This is a genomic window from Vicinamibacterales bacterium (assembly GCA_041659285.1).
Lineage (GTDB): Bacteria > Acidobacteriota > Vicinamibacteria > Vicinamibacterales > UBA2999 > 12-FULL-67-14b.
The window spans coordinates 309,939-329,034 of the sequence record JBAZYO010000006.1; the positions used below are offsets into that span (position 1 = coordinate 309,939).

The 19,096-nt window shown below is 67.5% G+C and carries 14 protein-coding genes; 5 read left to right on the forward strand and 9 right to left on the reverse strand.

The window, feature by feature from the left end:
- Positions 1-53: 53 nt before the first annotated feature.
- Positions 54-1,823 carry a DUF885 family protein gene (locus WC815_12275; GenBank protein ID MFA5909547.1) on the forward strand — a complete coding sequence of 590 codons (1,770 nt, stop codon included), beginning with the start codon at positions 54-56 and terminating at the stop codon, positions 1,821-1,823.
- Positions 1,824-1,927: 104 nt separating this feature from the next.
- Here the strand turns inward: WC815_12275 and WC815_12280 are convergent, their stop codons facing one another.
- On the reverse strand, positions 1,928-2,383 hold the full coding sequence (locus WC815_12280; GenBank protein MFA5909548.1) for a RidA family protein: 456 nt from the start codon (positions 2,381-2,383) through the stop codon (positions 1,928-1,930).
- Between the two features lie 101 nt (positions 2,384-2,484).
- Entirely contained in the window at positions 2,485-4,743 is a 2,259-nt protein-coding gene (locus tag WC815_12285; protein MFA5909549.1) for a TonB-dependent receptor, read from the reverse strand.
- 27 nt (positions 4,744-4,770) lie between these two features.
- Between WC815_12285 and WC815_12290 the strand changes: the two genes are divergently transcribed.
- The 4 genes from WC815_12290 to WC815_12305 all read left to right on the forward strand — a co-directional run bounded on the left by WC815_12290 (position 4,771) and on the right by WC815_12305 (position 9,203).
- Entirely contained in the window at positions 4,771-5,499 is a 729-nt protein-coding gene (locus WC815_12290; protein MFA5909550.1) for a TIGR00730 family Rossman fold protein, read from the forward strand.
- Between the two features lie 94 nt (positions 5,500-5,593).
- Complete coding sequence (nadE, locus tag WC815_12295) at positions 5,594-7,465, forward strand: NAD(+) synthase (protein ID MFA5909551.1); 1,872 nt, start codon at positions 5,594-5,596, stop codon at positions 7,463-7,465.
- 6 nt (positions 7,466-7,471) lie between these two features.
- On the forward strand, positions 7,472-8,263 hold the full coding sequence (locus tag WC815_12300) for an RNA methyltransferase (GenBank protein MFA5909552.1): 792 nt from the start codon (positions 7,472-7,474) through the stop codon (positions 8,261-8,263).
- A gap of 1 nt (position 8,264) precedes the next feature.
- Positions 8,265-9,203: a hypothetical protein gene (locus WC815_12305; GenBank protein ID MFA5909553.1), complete on the forward strand. Its 939-nt coding sequence runs from the start codon at positions 8,265-8,267 to the stop codon at positions 9,201-9,203.
- Here the strand turns inward: WC815_12305 and nuoB are convergent.
- Genes nuoB through WC815_12340 form a run of 7 tightly spaced genes read right to left on the reverse strand, consistent with a single transcriptional unit; the run spans position 9,183 to position 18,840 of the window.
- Positions 9,183-10,037, reverse strand: coding sequence for an NADH-quinone oxidoreductase subunit NuoB (gene nuoB / locus WC815_12310; GenBank protein ID MFA5909554.1), 855 nt, complete (start codon positions 10,035-10,037; stop codon positions 9,183-9,185). The two genes, WC815_12305 and nuoB, sit on opposite strands and share 21 nt — an antisense overlap.
- A gap of 58 nt (positions 10,038-10,095) precedes the next feature.
- Positions 10,096-11,658, reverse strand: coding sequence for an NADH-quinone oxidoreductase subunit C (locus WC815_12315; GenBank protein ID MFA5909555.1), 1,563 nt, complete (start codon positions 11,656-11,658; stop codon positions 10,096-10,098).
- An 8-nt stretch (positions 11,659-11,666) separates the two neighbouring features.
- Positions 11,667-13,151, reverse strand: a complete 1,485-nt coding sequence (locus tag WC815_12320) for a proton-conducting transporter membrane subunit (protein MFA5909556.1) — start codon at positions 13,149-13,151, stop codon at positions 11,667-11,669.
- Between the two features lie 2 nt (positions 13,152-13,153).
- Positions 13,154-13,789 carry a hypothetical protein gene (locus WC815_12325; protein ID MFA5909557.1) on the reverse strand — a complete coding sequence of 212 codons (636 nt, stop codon included), beginning with the start codon at positions 13,787-13,789 and terminating at the stop codon, positions 13,154-13,156.
- Between the two features lie 22 nt (positions 13,790-13,811).
- Positions 13,812-14,765: an NADH-quinone oxidoreductase subunit H gene (locus tag WC815_12330; protein ID MFA5909558.1), complete on the reverse strand. Its 954-nt coding sequence runs from the start codon at positions 14,763-14,765 to the stop codon at positions 13,812-13,814.
- Positions 14,765-16,798, reverse strand: a complete 2,034-nt coding sequence (locus WC815_12335; GenBank protein ID MFA5909559.1) for a proton-conducting transporter membrane subunit — start codon at positions 16,796-16,798, stop codon at positions 14,765-14,767. Before WC815_12335 ends, WC815_12330 begins: the two co-directional genes overlap by 1 nt.
- A gap of 2 nt (positions 16,799-16,800) precedes the next feature.
- Positions 16,801-18,840 (reverse strand): proton-conducting transporter membrane subunit, encoded by a 2,040-nt coding sequence (locus tag WC815_12340; GenBank protein MFA5909560.1) that lies wholly within the window; start codon positions 18,838-18,840, stop codon positions 16,801-16,803.
- Positions 18,841-19,096: the final 256 nt, after the last annotated feature.

Consider the following 19,096-nt stretch of genomic DNA (forward strand, 5'->3'; position numbering starts at 1 on the left):
CACGGCCGAGACCACGCTGTAGACCGCCGCATCGATTGCGCTATTCTCATGCGATGCGCAGCTACTTCCCGCTCACGGCCTGCCTTATCCTGGTGGCGCTGACCACCGTGCCGGTGTCGACGCAAGTAGCCGCCGTGCCGCCGCCGGCCGCGCCGGGCAGCGAACTGGCGTCACTCGTGGACCGCTACAACGTCGATCGCGGCGCCCTGTTTCGCCGCTACGACGTGGAGTACTCGCCGGAGCGCTACCAGCGATTCACCAGGTTTTACCAGGACTGGCAGCAGGACCTGTCGCGCGTGAAGTTCGATACGCTCAGCGCCGAAGGCCGAATCGACTACACGCTGATGCGTGCGAGGCTGGAGTACGAACTGCGCCTCCTCGCCCGTGAGCAACAGTGGGTCTCGGAGGCGGCGTCGCTGGCGTCCTTCGCACCCACGATAACCGGGCTGCTCGAGGCGCGAGGGCGGCTGCAGACGATGGACGCGGCGAAGACCGCGACGGCGCTCGACCGGCTGTCGCGCGACATCGACACGGCAACGAAAGCCCTGGACGCCGCAGCCAAGCCGGGCGCCGTCGCGAACGTGGCCGACCCGGCGCGCGGCCGCCAGATCAACGCCTATCGCGCCGCCACAATCCTGAGCAGTCTGCGCGACGACCTCACCGCCTGGAACCGCTACTACAGCGGCTACGACCCGATGTTCACGTGGTGGGCCGCCAAGCCGTACGCGCAAGCCGACAAGGCCCTCGCCGCCTACATCAAGGTGCTGCGCGAGAAGATCGTCGGCTACAAGGAGGGCGACGACGAGCCGATCATCGGCAACCCGATTGGCAAGGCGGCGCTGGTCGAGGACCTCGCCTCCGAGTTCATCCCCTACTCTCCGGAAGACCTGCTCGCCATCGCCGAGCGCGAGTTCGCATGGTGCGACCGCGAAATGTTGAAGGCCGCGCGCGAGATGGGATTCGGCGACGACTGGCGCGCCGCCCTCGAGAAGGTGAAGACCTTGCACGCCGAGCCCGGCAAGCAGACCGACCTGGTTCGCGACCAGGCCCGCGAGGCCGTGGAATATGTCACCAGGCGCGACCTCGTCACCGTGCCGCCGCTCGCCGACGAGACCTGGCGCATGACGATGATGTCGCCCGAGCGGCAGAAGGTGAACCCGTTCTTCCTGGGCGGCGAGGTCATCCAGGTGTCGTTCCCCACCGACGCCATGGACCAGGCCGACAAGCTGATGAGCATGCGCGGCAACAACATCCACTTCTCGCGCTCGACCGTGTTCCACGAGCTGATTCCGGGCCACGGCCTGCAGCAGTTCATGACCGCGCGCTACAACCCGCATCGCCGCGCCTTCGCCACGCCCTTCTGGACCGAAGGCTGGTCGCTGTACTGGGAGATGTTCCTGTGGGACGACGGGTTCCCGAAGACAGCGGAGAACCGCGTCGGCATGCTGTTCTGGCGCATGCATCGCCAGGCCCGCATCATCTTCTCGCTGCGGTTCCACCTCGGCACGATGACGCCGCAGGAGTGCATCGACTTCCTGGTCACCCGCGTCGGCCACGAGCGCGCCAACGCCGAAGCCGAAGTGCGCCGTTCGTTCAACGGCACCTACCCCACGCTCTACCAGCTCGCCTACATGATCGGCGGGCTCCAGTTCCGGGCCATGCAGGCGGAACTGGTGGGCTCAAAACGGATGACCAACCGTCAGTTTCACGATGCGGTGCTGCAAGCCGGCAGCATGCCGGTGGAACTGGTACGCGCTTCGTTGACCAAGCAACTGCTGGCCGCAGACTTCAAGACAACGTGGAAGTTTGACGCGCGGGAATAGGGTCGCAGACTTGTCCGCCGAAGCGCGCAGCGCGAAGGTGGATGACGCACACAATTACCGCCGCAGATTAGGCGGGCAATGAGCGGCGTTCGCGACCAACGCTGCTATTGCTTCAGCAGGCGGGCGCCGCCGGGCAGGTGTGCGGTGGCTTCGATTTCGACCTTGTAGTCTGGGCTGGCGAGGCGCGTCACACCGACCAGCGTGCTGGCGGGTCGGTTCGTGCCGAAATACCTGGCGCGCACGGCGGCCGCGTCTGGCGCACGGAAGGCGTCGACGTCGGTGACGTAGATGTTGATCTTGGTGACGTGCGAGAAATCCAGGCCCTGTGACTTCAACGCAATCTGCAGGTTCTTCATCACCTGCTCGACCTGTTCGACCATGCCGGGACCAACGACCTTGCCCTGCGCGTCGGCGCCGACCTGGCCGGCGATGTAGAGAATGCCACCGGCCTTGACGATGTGCGAATAGGTGGCCGGCGTGCTGAGGCCAGGCGGGTTGATGCGCTCGATCTGCTGCGCCATCACCGCCTGGGCCGTGAACAGGATTGCCGTCAGCACCACACCACGCATCATCGGTTCCCCCACTGTCAGAGATGACAAACGAGACTGGAAAAGAAAGAGATTAGAAATCTGCGTCTAATCTGCGGCTGCATTTCTGCGGCTTATTGCCAGCTCACCCGCGCGCCGACGCGCACCGTCCGCGGCCAGCCCACCAGGCGAATCGGCGTGCGGCCGGCGTCGTATTCGGTGTCGGTGATGTTCTCCACCGCCACGAAGGCGTTCAGCCCGCGGACGATGGCGCGGCTGACGGTGGCGTCCCACACGGCATACGATCCCAGTGTGAACGCCTCCGTGTTGAGGTCATCGTCGAACTGCTCGCCGCTGAAGCGGACCTGCGTCGCGGCCGTGAACCACCGCGGTTCGGCCCACGTCAGGCCGAAGCCGCCCTGGAACACGGGCACCTGCGGAACGTGCTTGTCCTTCAACGCCGGCGTGGCAACCGACCCGCGGAAATGGCTCGACGTCAGCACGACCTGGCCGTTGAAGCTCAGCGAGTTCGTGAGGCGCGTGTCGAGCTCGAATTCGACGCCCGTTGCGCGAATCTTGTCGGAGTTCTGCCGCTGGCGAATGATCTGCGTCGGCGTTTGCGACAGCGTGACGTTGGCGATGGCACCATCCAGGTCGTTGTAGAACGCGGTCGCGCGAATCGAGGCGCGCGCGAACTGGGTCAGCACGCCGCCCTCGACCCCGGTCAGCGTCTCGGGTTCGAGCTGCGGGTTAGCGTTGGTCACGGCGTTGCCGACGGCAAATCGACGATGGAGTTCGTTCAAGCTCGGCGTGCGGTTGGCGTAGTAAGCCGAGGCCTGCATCTGGTAGCGGCCCCGGCGCCACGCCAGGGCGCCGCGCGGGCTGACGAAGTTCACCGTCTTGGTGGCCTGTGCGGGGTCTTGCGGATCCGAGGTCCAGTGGTCCGCGCGCGCGCCCAGCTCGAAGGTCAAGCTGTCGGTCGCAGTCACGCTGGCCCGGGCGTAGCCGGCGGCGACACTCTCGGTGCCACCCGACACGAACGGGCCGGTCGGGGTGTTGACGCCGCTGACGAGGATGTAGCGCATTTCGTCCTGCGACGACTTGGTGCGGCGATAGTCGGCGCCGACAATCATGGTGACGCGGCCGACGGGGCGCGTCCACTGGCCGTTGGCCATGCCATGCGTCGTATCGATGGTCTGCGCGAAGGTCAGCCGCTCGGTGGCGCGGCCGGCCGCCACGAACGAGAAGGTCTGGTAGTAGTCCTGGCTGCTGGCCGCGGCCTGCAGCTGGAGGACGCCGCCGCCGACCAGGCCACCGCCGTCCGCCGAGAACTGGCGCCAATCGGTGTTGTTCACCTGGACCTTGGTGCCATTGCCGCGCGCCTCGGTGTAGCCCGCGCCGCGCAGCGTCACATGCCAGTTGTCGCGGCGCCGGCCCACGGTGGCGAACCCGGTCTGGTAGTCGCTGTCGGCCTTCTGGTCGGCCACGCCGCGCGCCTCGGAGGCGACGAGGTAGGCGCCGTCGGTGCGGACGCCTTCGTAGGCGCCGGTGGCGGACCAGCCGTCGCGCTCGGCCGCTCCGAACAACGACCCGCGGAAAGTGTCGTGCGACCCGCCGTCGAACGTGGCCCGCGCGCGGGTGCGGCTCGGCTGAACGGTCAGCACCTGGACGACGCCGCCCAGGGCGCCGGCGCCGTAGAGATCGCCGGTGGCGCCGCGGACCACTTCCACGCGATCAACCGCGGCCTGCGGCACGCGGTTCCAGTAGACCCAGCTGCCAAACGGATCGTTGAGGGGCACGCCGTCGGCGAGCACCAGCGTACGGCTCGCTCCCGACCCGGAAACGCCGCGCAGTGTCACGCCCTGCGTCGTCGGGTTGGCGACCCGCGACGAGGTGCGGCGGAACAGCGTGAAGCCGGGCGTGGAGCGCAGCGCGTCATCCAGCGAGCCGGCAGCCATGTTGCTCAATTCGGCCGAAGTAATCACGGTGGAACTGGCGGCGCTCGGCAGGCGCTCGGCGCCGCGGGTGGCGGTGACCACGACCGAGTCGGCGAAGTTGAGCGGGCGCAACACCACGTAGACCAGGCCGGAACCGCTGACGGTCACGTCAACCGGCTCGAACCCCTCCGACGTCACGCGGATCTGGGCGGCCAGTGTGCCGGCTTCAAAATTCCCGAAGCCGTCGGTCCGCACGGTGATCGACCGCCCGTCCCTGGTCCGCACGACCACTTCGGCGTCTGGAATCACGGCCCCGGAAATATCCACGACGTTGCCACGCGTGGTGGCGGCCTGTGCGGCCGTGGGTGCGGGGGCCTGCGTGAACGCCGGCACTGGGGCGACGAACAAGGCCGACACCAGGCTGCCGGCGAGGACAAAGCGAGACTGTCGGATCATAGGAGGTAGACTTTACACCATTACCTCATGGCTGAAGCCGATCGCGTACTGCTCGAAGGTCCCCATTCCCGTAGCCGGGAACTCCTCCTGTTGCTGCGGGCCGGACGCGACCTGATCCGGGGATTTCGCGCGCTGCATTTCGTGGGGCCGTGCGTCACGGTGTTCGGATCGGCCCGCTTCGAGGAGCACCATCGCTACTACGCGATGGCCCGCGAGGTGGGCGCCGGCCTGGCGAAACTGGGGTTCACGGTGATGACCGGCGGCGGCCCCGGCGTGATGGAAGCCGCCAATCGCGGGGCCCGCGAGGCCGGCGGCCGCTCGGTGGGCTGCAACATCAAGCTGCCGATGGAGCAGCAACCCAACCCGTACCTCGATCGCTACGTGCAGTCGCACTACTTCTTCGTGCGCAAGGTGCTGCTGCTCAAGTACTCCTATGCCTTCGTGGTGATGCCCGGCGGGTTCGGCACTCTCGACGAGCTGTCCGAAGCCCTCACGCTCATCCAGACGCGAAAGATCCTCCAGTTCCCCATCGTCCTGATGGGCCGCGACTACTGGGCGCCATTCCTGGCGATGATCCACACCATGGTCGAGGCCGGCACGGTCTCGGCCGCCGATCTGGACCTGATGCTGGTGACCGACTCGGTGCCAGACGCCATGGCACACCTCGACCGCTTTGCGGTCGAGCACTTCGGTCTCAAGCGCCGGAAGGTGCCTCGCGCCTCGCGGTGGCTGGGCGAAAACCCCCTTGCGGGTTAGTCGCCGCGTTGTTTCCGCGCCAGGATGTGCACGTCCCGTCATGATGTGCCGCCCCGTCAAGACGGGCCTCCCCGTCTGTTAAGCTGTTTCAGATATGCGTCTGGCCAAACTGGCGGTAGCCAGCGTCAGCCCCACGGTGGGCGCGGTACGCTCCAACGTTGACCGCCTGATCGTGGCGGCGCGCGCCATGGGCGAGGCCGATGTCACCATTGGCGCCTTTCCGGAACAAGCCATCGGCGGCTACCCGCCGGAAGACCTGGTGCAGTGGCGCGGCTTTCTCGACGGCCAGCGGCGGGAGCTCGAGCGCTTCGCCGCCGAGACCGCCGGCTCGAACACGGTCTACGTGCTCGGCCTCGCCGTCTCGGTCGGCGGCCAACTCTTCAACTCCGCCGCCGTCGTCCATCGCGGCACCATCGTCGGATTGGTTCCCAAGGAAAAGCTCCCGACCTACAACGTGTTCTACGAGGGCCGCACGTTCTCGCGCGGCGGCCCCGGCCTGGCGCTCGACGCCGGCGGCGTGCCGCTCGGTGACTACCTGTTCTCGTTCGACTTCGGCGAGGTGGCCGTGGAGGTCTGCGAAGACGCGTGGTCGCCGGATGGCCCCATGCGCCGGCGCTGCTATTCCGGCGCGGAGATCGTGGTCAACGTGTCGAGCTCGCCGTATCGGATGGGCATCGACTCCACCCGCCGCGAGATGCTCGCCACCCGCGCGGCCGACAACCAGGCCGTGCTGCTCTACGCCAACGCCGTCGGCGGGCAGGACGGCCTGATCTACGACGGCGGCGGCTTCATCTTCCAGAACGGGCGGCTGGTGTTCGAGGCGCCGCGCTTCGAGGAAGGCTGGTGGTCGGCGGTCGTCGACCTCGACCGCACGCGACGCCTGCGCATGGAGAACACGACGTGGCGCAGCGACTGCGAGGCGTTCCGCCTGCAGCGCGAGACCGTGCCCACCATCCGCGTGACCGCGCCCACCGCCGATCGCTCCGCGCTCGCCTATCCGTCGCCGGAGGGCGGCAGCTTCTTCCTGCCGGCCAGCCGCGGTCCGGCGGCCGACCCGCGCGACCACGCGCTGGACGACCTGTTCGAGGCGCTGGCCCACGGCGTGAAGAGCTACTACGAGAAGACCGGCGCCTTCAGCTCGCTCGGCATCGCGTTGTCGGGTGGGCGCGATTCCATGCTCACGCTGCTGGTCGCGTGGCGGGCGGCGCAGTTGATCACGGGCGGCGCGAAGATCTCGGCGTTCTACATGCCGAGCCGGCATTCGCAGCCGGGCACCAAGCTGGCGGCGCAGCAGCTGGCCGACGAGCTCGGCGTGACCCTCCAGACCATCGCGATCGACGAAGCGACGGATCGCGAAGTGGCCGCCACCACCGAGATGCTGGGCGGCCAGGCGCCGACCGAGCTGACGCGCCAGAACATCCAGGCGCGCGTGCGCGGGCAGCGCATGTGGAACTGGGCCAACTCGTCGGGCGCGCTGTTCCTGCAGACCGGCGACATGAGCGAGAAGGCCGTGGGCTACACCACCATTGGCGGCGACCTCGAAGGCGCGCTGTCGGTGATTGCCAACGTACCCAAGACGGTGGTGATCGCGCTGCTCGAACGGCTGGAGCGGCGCTACGCCTTCAAGGGCGTGGCGGCCACGCTCGACACCGATCCCGGTCCCGAACTGGCGGATGCGCAGGTCGCCGAGCACGAGTTGATGCCCTTCCCCGTGCTCGATGCCTGCCTGCACCTGTATGCCGGCGAGAAGATGTCGCCGGCGGAAGTGGGCACCGCGCTCAAGGCGCTGTTCCCGCAGATGGATCCCGCCGCACTCGACCAGAGCGCGACGCGGTTTACCGTCCTCTTCTCACAGTCGATCTACAAGTGGGTGCAATCGCCGCTGTCGCTGCACGTCGGCTCGCTGGACCTCGATCGCGAACGCGCGCTGCAAATGCCGGTGGTACAAAAGAACGAATGGACGTAGAAACAGGTGTCGATCATCCCAGTAGACACCCTCGACGACCCCCGTGTCGCCGACTATCAACACACGGCCAACCCGAAGCATCTCGCCGAGCGCTCGCTCTTCGTCGCCGAAGGCCGGTTGGTGGTGCGCAAACTGCTGGACTTGCGGCACTGGACGCTCCACTCCATCCTCCTGACTCCAGCCGCGGCCGACAACCTGAGCGACGTGCTGCCCCTGACCGACGCGCCAGTCTACGTCGTCGATCAGGACCTGATGAATGCCATCGCCGGGTTCAACATCCATCGCGGCTGCCTCGCCCTGGCGCGCCGTCCCGTTGCCGCGACACTGGATCGCATTGCCAGCGGACCGCTCTCGCGCGTCCTCCTCATGGAGGGCGTGAGCAACCCCGACAACGTCGGCGGCCTGTTTCGCACCGCGGCCGCCTTCGGTGTGAACCTGGTGGTGCTCGGGCCGGCCTGCGGTGATCCGCTTTACCGCAAGGCCATCCGCACTTCGATGGCCGCCACGCTGGTCGTGCCGTTCGTGACCGCACCGCAGTGGCCGGGGGCGATTGCCGACCTCAGGACCGATGGCTTCACCGTGGCTGCCCTCACTCCTCATCACGAAGCGGTGCCGCTGAGGGATGTCTCGCGGCACGCCAAGCTCGCCCTGCTGGTGGGCGCCGAGGGCGACGGCCTGAGCGAGGCGGCGATGGCCGCCGCGACCTTTCGCGTGCGCATTCCCATGACCTCGGCCATCGACTCGCTGAACGTGACCACCGCGGCGTCGATTGCGATGTACCATTGCTGGCAGGAATAACGTGGAATTCGTCGAAGAGGTGCTGCGCTTTCTGACCGCGCGCATGCAGATCGAAGCGGAGTGGGCCGTCCAGGAGCAAACCTCCTTCACCTGGTGGGCCTCGACGCTGGCGCAACGCGTGTGGGTGGCGCCGGCTCGAGAATTCCAGGGCGTGCCACTCATTACGCTTCACGTGGAAACCGACCTGCTGGCCGACGTGCCGATGGAGGTGACCACCTGGGCGCGGCTGGCCGGCGTGAACCGGTTCGCGTCGCTGAGCGCCTACGTGGCCGACCCGGCCGCGGGCACCATCAAGCTGCATTCGTCCGTGTCGCTGACCGGCGACAACTGGATGCTCGCCCGCAACATCGCGCTGCACGCGATGGCATTGCAGATGGCGGATGCCTATGCCGAGGCCACTGAGCTGGCCGAAGCCTTTGGTGGTCGCGTGGATGGCACGCCGCACCCGCGGCAGGGCCTGCGAACGACGCCGGATGAGATGGTGGGGATTCTCGACATCTACCAACAGCGCGGCGAGGCGGAATCTCCGTTCACACCGGAGGAGCTCGCCCAACTGGTGCACGTCGAGCCGCGGCCGTGGCTCCTCGCGGCCAACGACGTCTATCGCGTGGACGCCGACCTGGAGTTTGCGACCAACCTGCCCGCCCGGCTGGAACTCGACGCTGAAGAGCGGCACCCGGCACTCGGCAGCGGCCTGCAGATGCGCCTGATCCTCCCGGTGGATCCGGATGCGATGGTGGCCCAGCGCCTCAACGCCAACGAGTGCCTCGAGCCGGACGCGCACCAGCTCGGCGCGTGGTGCGTGGATGATGAGCGCGGGCTGATGTTCACCGGCTTCGTGCCCGCGGCGGCGCACATCCCGGGCCTGTCACGCGCGCTGGTGTATCACCTGTCGGCGAAAAACGAGTGGGCGCGCGCGTTACTGTTCCCGGCTGGGTAGGATTCGCGCCTCGCGAACCCCCATCGCCACGAGCAGGCCGTTGAGAATGGCTTGTGGGCGCGGCGGACACCCCGGGATGTAGACGTCCACCGGCAGCACCCGGTCGACGCCCCCGATCGCGGCATAGGTACCCTCGCCAAAGATCCCACCGCTGCACCCGCATGTGCCGACTGCGACGACGACCCGCGGTTCGGGCGCCGCATCGTAGGTTCGGCGCAGGGCAATCTCCATGTTGCGCGTCACCGGCCCGGTCACCAGCAGCACGTCGGCGTGCCGCGGGCTCGCGACCAGGTGGATCCCGAAGCGCTCCAGGTCGTACAGAGGATTGGCGGTCGCGGCAATCTCCAACTCGCAGCCGTTGCAGCTCCCGGCGTCCACCTGGCGCACATGGAGCGACCGCCCGAGCCGGCCGCGAATGCGGTCGCGTAAGCGAAACGCGGATTCGGCCAGGCCGGGCCCGTGGTGGACCGCATCTTGAGAAAAGGTGGCTCGGCCGGTCTCCGGGTCGACAGTGAACGACGCGGTCTGCGCGAGCTGTTCGCGCGTATACGCGGCGACTTCGACGCCGTCCGAGACGCCGATCGCCTTCTCGGGGCACGCGGTGACGCACGCACGGCACTGGATGCACGCGGCGTACGACAACGAGAGCGTCTTGCAGCCCTCGGTCGGCGTCGCGGCCTGGATTGCGCCGCTCGGACACGACTGCGCGCACTCGCCACAGGCGGTGCAGCGGCTGAAGTCGACCACCGGAAACCCGAAGGAGGCACGCCCGCCAAACGGGTCGGCTTCGGTGAGTACTCCGGTCCCCAGGCTCTTGGCGATGATTCCCAACATGCGGTCGCGTCCTCACTTGTAGCCGGGCCCCCGCGCGCGACAGCCGCGCGTCGATAGCCTAGCGGTCGTTGCCGGAATACGAGAGGTTGAAGCTCTTGTTGATCACCGGGAAGTCCGGGATGATGTTGCCCGGCACCGCCTGGATGACCCCTGGCCAGTTCAGGAAGCTGGGGTCGGTCACCTTCACGCGCGCAATTTCGCCGCGCGTGTCGGTCGCCACCCAATGCGTGCACGGCCCGCGCCACGCTTCCGCCCACCCGAGGGCCGACGCCAACGCGGGCAACCGCTCGGGCATGCTCGCGGCGATGGCGCTGTCGGGCATCGCGTCGAGGACCTGGTGCAGGATCAGGAGTGACTGCTCCACCTCTCGCGCGCGCACCATCAGCCGCGCCCTGACGTCCCCGCCGTCTTCCACGGGTACCTCGAAGCGCACCCCCGCATAGCCGTCGTGCGGATGGTCGCGCCGGAGGTCGGCATCCACTCCAGAGGCCCGGGCGGCCAAGCCGACAACTCCGAGGTCTCGCGCGGCCTGGTGCGTGAGAATGCCGGTACCGTCGACGCGGTCGGTGAATGTGCCGGCGTCAATCAGCAGCGCAATCAACGCGTCGAACTCCGTTGCGAACACTCGCAGATGGGCGCTGAGGACCTGGCGGCCCTGGGACGTCAGGTCATGCCGGACCCCGCCGAGGGCGATCGTTCCCCGCAGCAGCCGCGTGCCGAACAGCCGATCCTGGATGCGCAGGAGGCCTTCGCGCAGCGCCTGGGCACGGCTGGCCGGCACGGTAAAAGCGACGTCGGTCGCCACGGCGCCGATATCGGCCGTGTGGTTGTAGATGCGCTCGAGCTCCAGCAGCACCGTGCGCAGGGCTTGCGCCCGAGGCGGCACGGTCACGGTCGCGAGACGCTCCACCGCGTGCGCGAACGCCAGCGCGTGACCAACCACCGTATCGCCGGAGATCGATTCCGCCAGGAACACCCCATGCCGCCACGGCAGGTGCTCGAAACGTTTCTCGGTGCCCTTGTGAACGTAGAACAGCCGCATCTGCAGGTACAGGACGGGTTCGCCGGCCACGCCGAACCGGAAATGGCCGGGCTCGATGATCCCCGCATGCACCGGCCCCACGGGAACCTGGAACACGCCCTCGCCGGTCACCGGCCGGAAGGGATGATAGTCACCCGGCACTCGTGCCACCGCGCCCTGAGCCGGGAAATCCTTGCGCAGCGCCCACGCGCGTTCTGGCCAGTCGTCATGGAGGACGACGCGCGCGGGATTGGGATGCCCGGTCGGCACGAGCCCGAACAGGTCCATGACCTCGCGCTCGAACCAGTTGGCCGCCGGATGCTTCGCCGAGATCGAAGGGAACGACGGCTCGGCGGGATCGATCGGCGCGATGACGCGCAGAAACCTCTTCAGCTGCGGCAACGACCAGACGTGGTGCAGGAAGAAGCGGCCCGCCACCTCGCGCTCGTCGCTCGCGAACAGTGACATCAGCCGGGCATCCAGGCCGCTGATGGCACGGTCGGCGAGTCCAGGCAGCGCCGTTGCGCTCGCATCGATCACCAGCTCGCCGGGGCGCAATTCGCGGACGGCGTTGGCGGCCACTTCCAGCGCGTTCGACACGATCGCATTCATACGCCCCCCCAGACCACGCCGGTGGCGGCACGGATCAGCGCGATCAGCGGGGCCGGCAGGTAGAACGCCGACACCACGGCCAGTACCGCAACGGTCGCCGTTGTCGCCATGCCCATGTCGAAGCGCTCCGGATCCGCCACCACCTCGGCCGCCCCACGCGGCGGCCCAATTACGATGCGCCCGACTTGATACGCGAAACCGCAGAACAGGACGATCAACGCACCCAGGAACACTGCTGTCGCCATCACGTGCGATCCGGAGAAGCCGGCCTGCAGGATCGTCATCTCACTGAAGAAGAGACCAAACGGCGGCGAGCCCGTGATCATTACCGCCGCCAGCACGAAGAACGCGCTGGCGACCGGCACGCGACTGAACGTCCCGTTCCCGATCCGGTCGAAGTCCGAAGAGCTGTGCAACTGTGCGAGCGTGCCCGCGGAAAACAGCGCGACGGGCTTGGCCAGCGAGTGATACGTCATGTGCAGGAGCGCCCCGAAGACTCCCGCCTCGACGCCGAGGCCCACGCCGATCGCCATAATCCCCACATGCTCGATGCTCGAGTAGGCGAGCAGGCGCTTCAGGTTCCACTGAATCAGGATGAACGGCGTGGCGATGAGCACGGACAGCAGACCGAGTGCCAGCAGGAGATCGCCCGAGAAGTCTGGCCCAATGGCCGCCTTGGAAATCAGGTGAATACGCAGCATGCAGTACAAGGCGCCGTTCAACATGCCAATGGCCATGAGCGCGACGGCGGGCGACGGCGCCTCACGATACGCGTCCGGCTTCCAGGTGTGCATCGGCGCCAGCCCGGCCTTCGTGCCGTAGCCGATCAGCGCGAACACGACGCCGAGCCGCAGCGTGAAAGGATGCAGTTCCGGGGCGACCTGCATGAAGCGCGTCCAGTGAAGCGCCGGCATGCCCTCACCGAGGGAGCCCTGACCGGAGGCGAACAGCAGCACCGTGCCGAGCAGCGCAAAGGCCAGACCGAGGCTGCCGAGCATTAGGAATTTCCAGGCCGCCTCGAGCGACGTGTCCCGGTCGTGAAAGCTAATGAGGAACACCGACGCGAGCGTGGTCAACTCCACGGCGATCCACATGACACCGAGATTGTTCGACACCGAGACGAGCAGCATCGCGAACACATACGCCGGGATCAGGCCGTAGAACTCGCGGCGCATCCGGGGCGTCACCAGTCCCCGTGACTCGTTGCGTCGCAGGTAGCCGACGCCGTAGGCGCTCGCGACCAGGCCGACAAACCCGCACAGGACGAGCACGAGGGCCGACAGGCCGTCCACGCGAACCGCGTCCGAGAACGCCGCCGGGATGCCGCCCGCCAGAAACTGCGCGGCGGTGCCGAGGCACAGACCAAACGTCAGCGCCAGGCCGCCGACCATGGTGGCTTCCTTCAGCGGACGCGGCCCACCGAGCCCTCCGGCGACGGCGGTGAGCAGCGGAACGACAAGTGTCCAGACGAGAAGGTTCACAACTACCCTTTCAGCTTCGACAGACGGCTCACGTCCATCGACTCGAACCGGCCGACGATGCGCTGGACCAGGACGCCGAGGACCAGCACCGCAAGAATCACGTCGAACGAAATTCCCAACTCGACGATGAGAGGCATGCCGGAGGTGACGCCCACAGCCACCAGGAAGACCGCGTTCTCCACCGTCATCAGCGCCAGAATCTGGGTGATCGCCTTCTTGCGCGTCACCATCAGGAACAGGCCGATCAACAGCAGCGACATGGCGACGCCGATCAGGTGGTGGCTCACCCCGCGCGCGCCCGCTTCAAAGCCCGTGCTCACCCGGTAGCCGACCACGGTGAGGCCCAGGCAGACCAGCAACGAGGCCGGGACGTTGAGAAAGGGCTCGATCTCGCGGTGAATGCCGATGCGATCCACCATCCTCATCAGAAACCACGGGATCAGCAGGGCCTTCAGCGCCACGGTCAGGACCGCCGTGACGAACAGCTCGGGCCGGCCTTCGGAGATCGCCATGGTCGCGGCGACAATGCCCAGCAGCAGCGACTGGGCGCCATAGAGCCTGATCGCGGTGAACAAGGCCTTCTGGCCCACCATCAGGTAGGCGCTCACCAGCATGCCGGCGGCGCACAGAATCAACACATTCGCGCTCATACGCAAGGCCTCACAGGAATCGGATCGCCAGCGCCAGAAACGCCAGGCCCAGGGAAATGGAGACCAGCTCCGGAACACGGAACAGGCGGAGCTTCGCGTTGGTGCTTTCGGCGATGGTCACGGCCACCGCCAGCAACAGCACCTTTCCGCCCCACGCCAGGAACGCCACTGCCACCGCCCCCGGCGCGAGGTTCGTCGCAATTCCCACCGGCATGAACAGGTCCACCAGGAGTGTGAGGTACAGCAACTCCTTGACCGCCGACGCCCACTCGACCAGCGCGAGGTCGGGTCCGGCGTACTCAAGGACCATCGCCTCGTGGATCATCGTCAACTCGAGGTGGGTGGCGGGGTTGTCCACGGGAATGCGGCCGGTCTCGGCGATCACGATGATGAAGAGGCCGGCGAAGGCCAGCAGGTCGCTCGGATGCCACGATGGCCCGTGCTCCACCAGGCTGCGGACGAGCACGCCGAGGTTCATGGAACCGGCAGCCAGCGCCGAGGCGAACAACCCCAGCATGAGGGCGGGCTCGGCGAGTGCGGCGATGGTCATGTCGCGGCTCGAGCCCATGCCGCCGAAGGGGCTGCCCGTGTCGAGCGCGGCTGTCGCCAGCGCAAAGCGCCCGAGTGCAAGCGTGCCGACCAGCAGCAGGATGCCGCCGGCGGCCTCGAGCGGCGCCGCGGCGACGAGCACGGGCACCAGCGTGGTGGCGGCCAGGGCCGCCGCGAAGTAGACGCGGGGCCCTGCCACGAAGACCCACGACGCGGTCTCGGATCGGACCGTCTCCTTGCGCAGCAGTTTGGCCAGGTCGTAGTAGCCCTGCATTAGCGGCGGCCCCTGGCGGTTCTGGAGCCGCGCCTTCATCTTCTTGATCGCGGTCTTGAGCAGTGGTGCCACGGCAAGCAGACCTGCGATCTGCAGGACCGCCCCGGCTATCGCCGCCACCGCATCGGGATTCGATGCCATCACGCCGTTCCTCCAAGCCACATCAGCAGGATGACCGCCAGCACCAGCACGTACGCCAGGTAGGCGTGGAGGCTGCCGGCTTGCAGCACTTTCATGCCGGTCGCCGCCCGGACGACCGCGCGCACCAGCGGGCCATAGACATACCGTTCGAAGGTCGGCTCAATTTCGGAGCGGTAGTGCACCTCGCGCGGAAAGTACGGTGACACCTCCCCCAGCGCGTCGACCGTGCGCGTGGGCCGATAAACCGCCCGGAAGATCATCGTCATCGGCTTCGAGAACGCCGTCGCCGAATATTCGCTCTGCGCCGTCAGCTCGCCGCCACAGCCCCACGTCGGCACCCGCCGGGCCGCCAGACCGCGACGCGCCGTCAGCAGACCAGCCACGGCCAGGCCACCAAGCAGCGCCACGCCAAAGACCGCGGGGGCCACGTGGTCGAACGACGTGAGGCCCGACGCCATGCCGAGGCTTCCGTCGGCCATCCGCGCCGCGGGCTGCAACCCTGGGAGCGACGCCATCACGCCCTGCAGCGCCCCGAGCACGACACCCGGCAGAAGACCCAACCCAAGGCAGAGCACCGCGAGAAACGCCTGCGGCGCGAGCATCACGGCGGGCGACTCCTCCGCGTTCGCCGCGGCGGCGCTCCGCGGCAGGGCCAGAAAACTGATACCGAACGCGCGGACGAAACACGCCGCCGCCAGCGCGGTGGTCAGGGCCAGCATTGCCCCGGCCACCGGGAAGTTCAATCGCATCAGGCCAGGCGTTGAGCTGAATCCGAGCAAGAGCGCCTGGAACGTCAGCCACTCGCTCGGGAACCCGTTCAGGAAGGGCAGGCCTGAAATCGCCAGCGCTCCGACCAGGAAGAACAGCCCGGTCCACGGCATTCGCCGCAGCAGGCCGCCAAACTGCTCGAGCTGGCGCGTCCCGGTTGCCATCACGATGCTCCCTGCGCCCAGGAACAGCAACCCCTTGAACACGGCGTGATTCAACACGTGCGTGAGGCTGGCGGCCACTGCCACGCTGGCCAGCGCAGGCTGGCCTTGCGCCATCGCCATCATCGCCGCCCCCAGGCCCAGGACGATGATCCCCGAGTTCTCGATCGTGCTGTAGGCAAGCAGGCGCTTGAGGTCGTTCTGGGTGAGCGCGTAGAGCACCCCCAGGATCGCCGACACCATCCCGACGACCATGGAGGCGAACGCCCAGCTGACGTCCGGTACGCCAAGGCCGAACGCGCACACCCGGTAGAGGCCGTAGATCCCGGCAGTGATGAGCACGGCCGACATCAGGGCTGAGATGCTGCTCGGTGCCGCCGGATGGGCCTCTGGCAGCCAGATGTGAAACGGGATGACGCCGGCCTTCACGCCAAACCCGAGGAAGAACAGCACGAACAGGCCGTCACGCAGGGGCCCCGACACGACGTGCCCCGACAGCAGGACCGGAAACGACATCGAGCCGGACGCCGCCGCGAGCAGCAGGAACCCGGCGACGAGGCAGCCGGTGCCGACGTGCGACATGACCAGGTAGAGGTAGGCGGCACTGCGGCTGGCGCGCGCCTCGTGTTCGGTCGCCACCAGCGCCGCCGTCGCCAGGGTCATCAACTCCCACGCGCACAGGAACACGATCACGCCGTCGGCGACGAACACGACCTCAACGGCGCCGAGCATCAGGTTGAACGCGGCGCCGACAACGGCGATGCGATCGGCGGCGACGGCGTGGGCAAAATAGCCGGCGCTGTAGAGCGCGACCGGCGCCGCGATCAATCCCAAGACCATCAGGAACCAGGCCGACAACGGCGTCACCGCGTAGCTGAACACGATGCCGGATGCCCCGTGATGCACCAGGATGCCCTCGACGGGACGGCCCGACCCGATCACGTACAGGGCCACGCCCATCGTCAGCATCGACGCCAGCAGCGACCCCAGCAGCGCCGTCCATCGCGCGACCCTGGGACGGCGCGCCAACCCGATCGTCACCGCCATCGTCACCAGGCGAATCACGAGTGCCGCCGGCACGCCAACCGCCACCACACCGAACACGCTCAACTTTGCCACCACACCGTGAGAACCAGTCCAACCACCAGGGCAATCACGTACGCGAGGTAGGCGTGAAGGCTTCCGGCCTGCAGCACCTTCATGCCGTCAGCCACCCGTAGCACCGCTCGCACGAGGGGGCCATAGACGAAACGCTCGAAGGTCGGCTCGATCTCGGAGCGGTAGCGAACCTCCTGAGGGAAGTACGGCGAGACCTCGGCCAACGCGTCGACCGCGCGAGTGGGACGATAGACGCCCCGGAAGATCATCATTAGCGGTTTCGAGAAGGCCGTCGCCGTGTACTCGGTGCGCGCCGTCAGCACGCCTCCACATCCCCACGTCGGCACTCGCCGTGCCACCAGGCCTCGCCGCGACGTCAGGAGGGCCGCCAGCGCAAGCCCGGAGAAGAGCGCCACACCGAGCAGGATCGGCATGACGTGGTCGAACGATTCGAGCCCCGACGACATCCCCAGCGCGCCGGGCGCCAGGCCGGGTGACGGACGCAGGCCCGGCAGTGACGACATCACGCCTTCGATCGTCGCGAGCACCGCGCCCGGGAACACGCCTAGGCCGACACACCAGGCCGCGAGCCAGGCCTGTGGGACGAGCATCACCGCCGGGGCTTCGTGCGCGGTGGCGGCCTCATTGCTCCGCGGCAGCGCCAGGAAACTGATGCCGAAGGCCTTCACGAAACACGCCGCCGCCAGCGCGGTCGTCAGGGCGAGGAGGGCCCCGCTCACCGGGAACAGCAGGTGGATCAGCGGTTCGGACGACCCGCGGAAACCGAAGAGAAGAGCCTGGAAGGCCAGCCATTCACTGGCAAAGCCATTCAGGGGTGGCAGACCGGAAATCGCCATGGCCGCAACCAGGAAGAAGAACCCCGTCCACGGCATCCGGCGCAGCAAGCCCCCGAAGTGTTCGATCTGGCGTGTGCCGGTGGTCATCACCACGGCGCCGGCCCCAAGAAACAGCAACCCCTTGAAGATCGCGTGATTGAGGACGTGGTAGAGGCTGGCCGCGATCCCCAGTGCGGCCAGATCGGCGCGGCCGTAGGACAGGCCGATCATCCCGGCGCCAAGCCCCAACAGGATGATGCCGATGTTCTCGATGCTGTGGTACGCGAGCAAGCGCTTGAGATCGTGCTGCATGAGGGCGTACAACACGCCCATCACCGCCGACAGCCCGCCGACGACCACCACGATCACGCCCCACGACAGCCGCGGCACGCCCAAACCGAACGCGCAGACCCGCACCATGCCGTAGATCCCCGTCTTGATGAGCACGGCGGACATCAGAGCGGAGATGCTGGACGGCGCCGCCGGGTGGGCTTCGGGGAGCCAGATGTGGAGGGGCACGATGCCCGCCTTCAGGCCGAAGCCGATGAAGAAGAGGGCGAAGAGCCAGTGCCGCATCGGTGCCGGCGTGGCCTCGCCTGACAGGATCGCGGAGAACGAGAGCGACCCCGAGGCGGCGGCCAGCGTCATGAACCCGGCGATCAGGCAGCCGGTGGCGACATGCGACATCACCAGGTAAAGGTACGCGGCGCGCCGGCTCGCACGCTCCTCGTGATCGGTGGCGACGAGCGCCGCCGTCACCAGGGTCATGAGTTCCCAGGCGCCCAGGAAGGTCAGCACGTCGGCGGCCGTGAACACGACCTCCACGGCACCGACGAGCAGATTGAACGCCACCCCGAGAAAGACCGAACGCCGGCTGAGATGCGGATGCCCGACATATCCGATGCTGAAGATCGCGATCGGCGCGGCGACGATTGACAGAACCGCCAGGAACCAGGCGGCCAGCCCGTCCACCGAATATGCCGACGAGAACCCGGACGCCTGCTGGACAAACAGCACCCCATCCACCGGCACGCCGGTGCGCAGCACATCCGCCGCCATCAGGCCGGTGACGAGCGAGGCCAGAGCGGATCCAAGGAACGCGACCCGACGCGCCGCGGCGCGCCGCCGCCACACCAGCAGAGTCACCGCGACGACCGCAAACCGGAGTGCAAGCACTGCGGGCGGGCCGATCGTCGGCTCGAATGGCGTCATGGTTTCGCCTGCCCGGCGTCGTCCACTAGCGGCGCCCCTCGCGGCTCATCGAGCGACAGTCGAGACAATCCTGGCGATCACGGCAAGCACGGCCAGCAGGATCAACACAGTGGCAATCCTCTTTCGTTGAGTCGGATCGATCGGGAGGGGCTGGGGCGCCGACTTGTGACGATCTGTCATGACCATTCACCTCGTCAAACTGCCGCGTCGGAAGGCACATCGTAGCTCCTTTTCGGCCCGCGGGCTCACGGCCAGC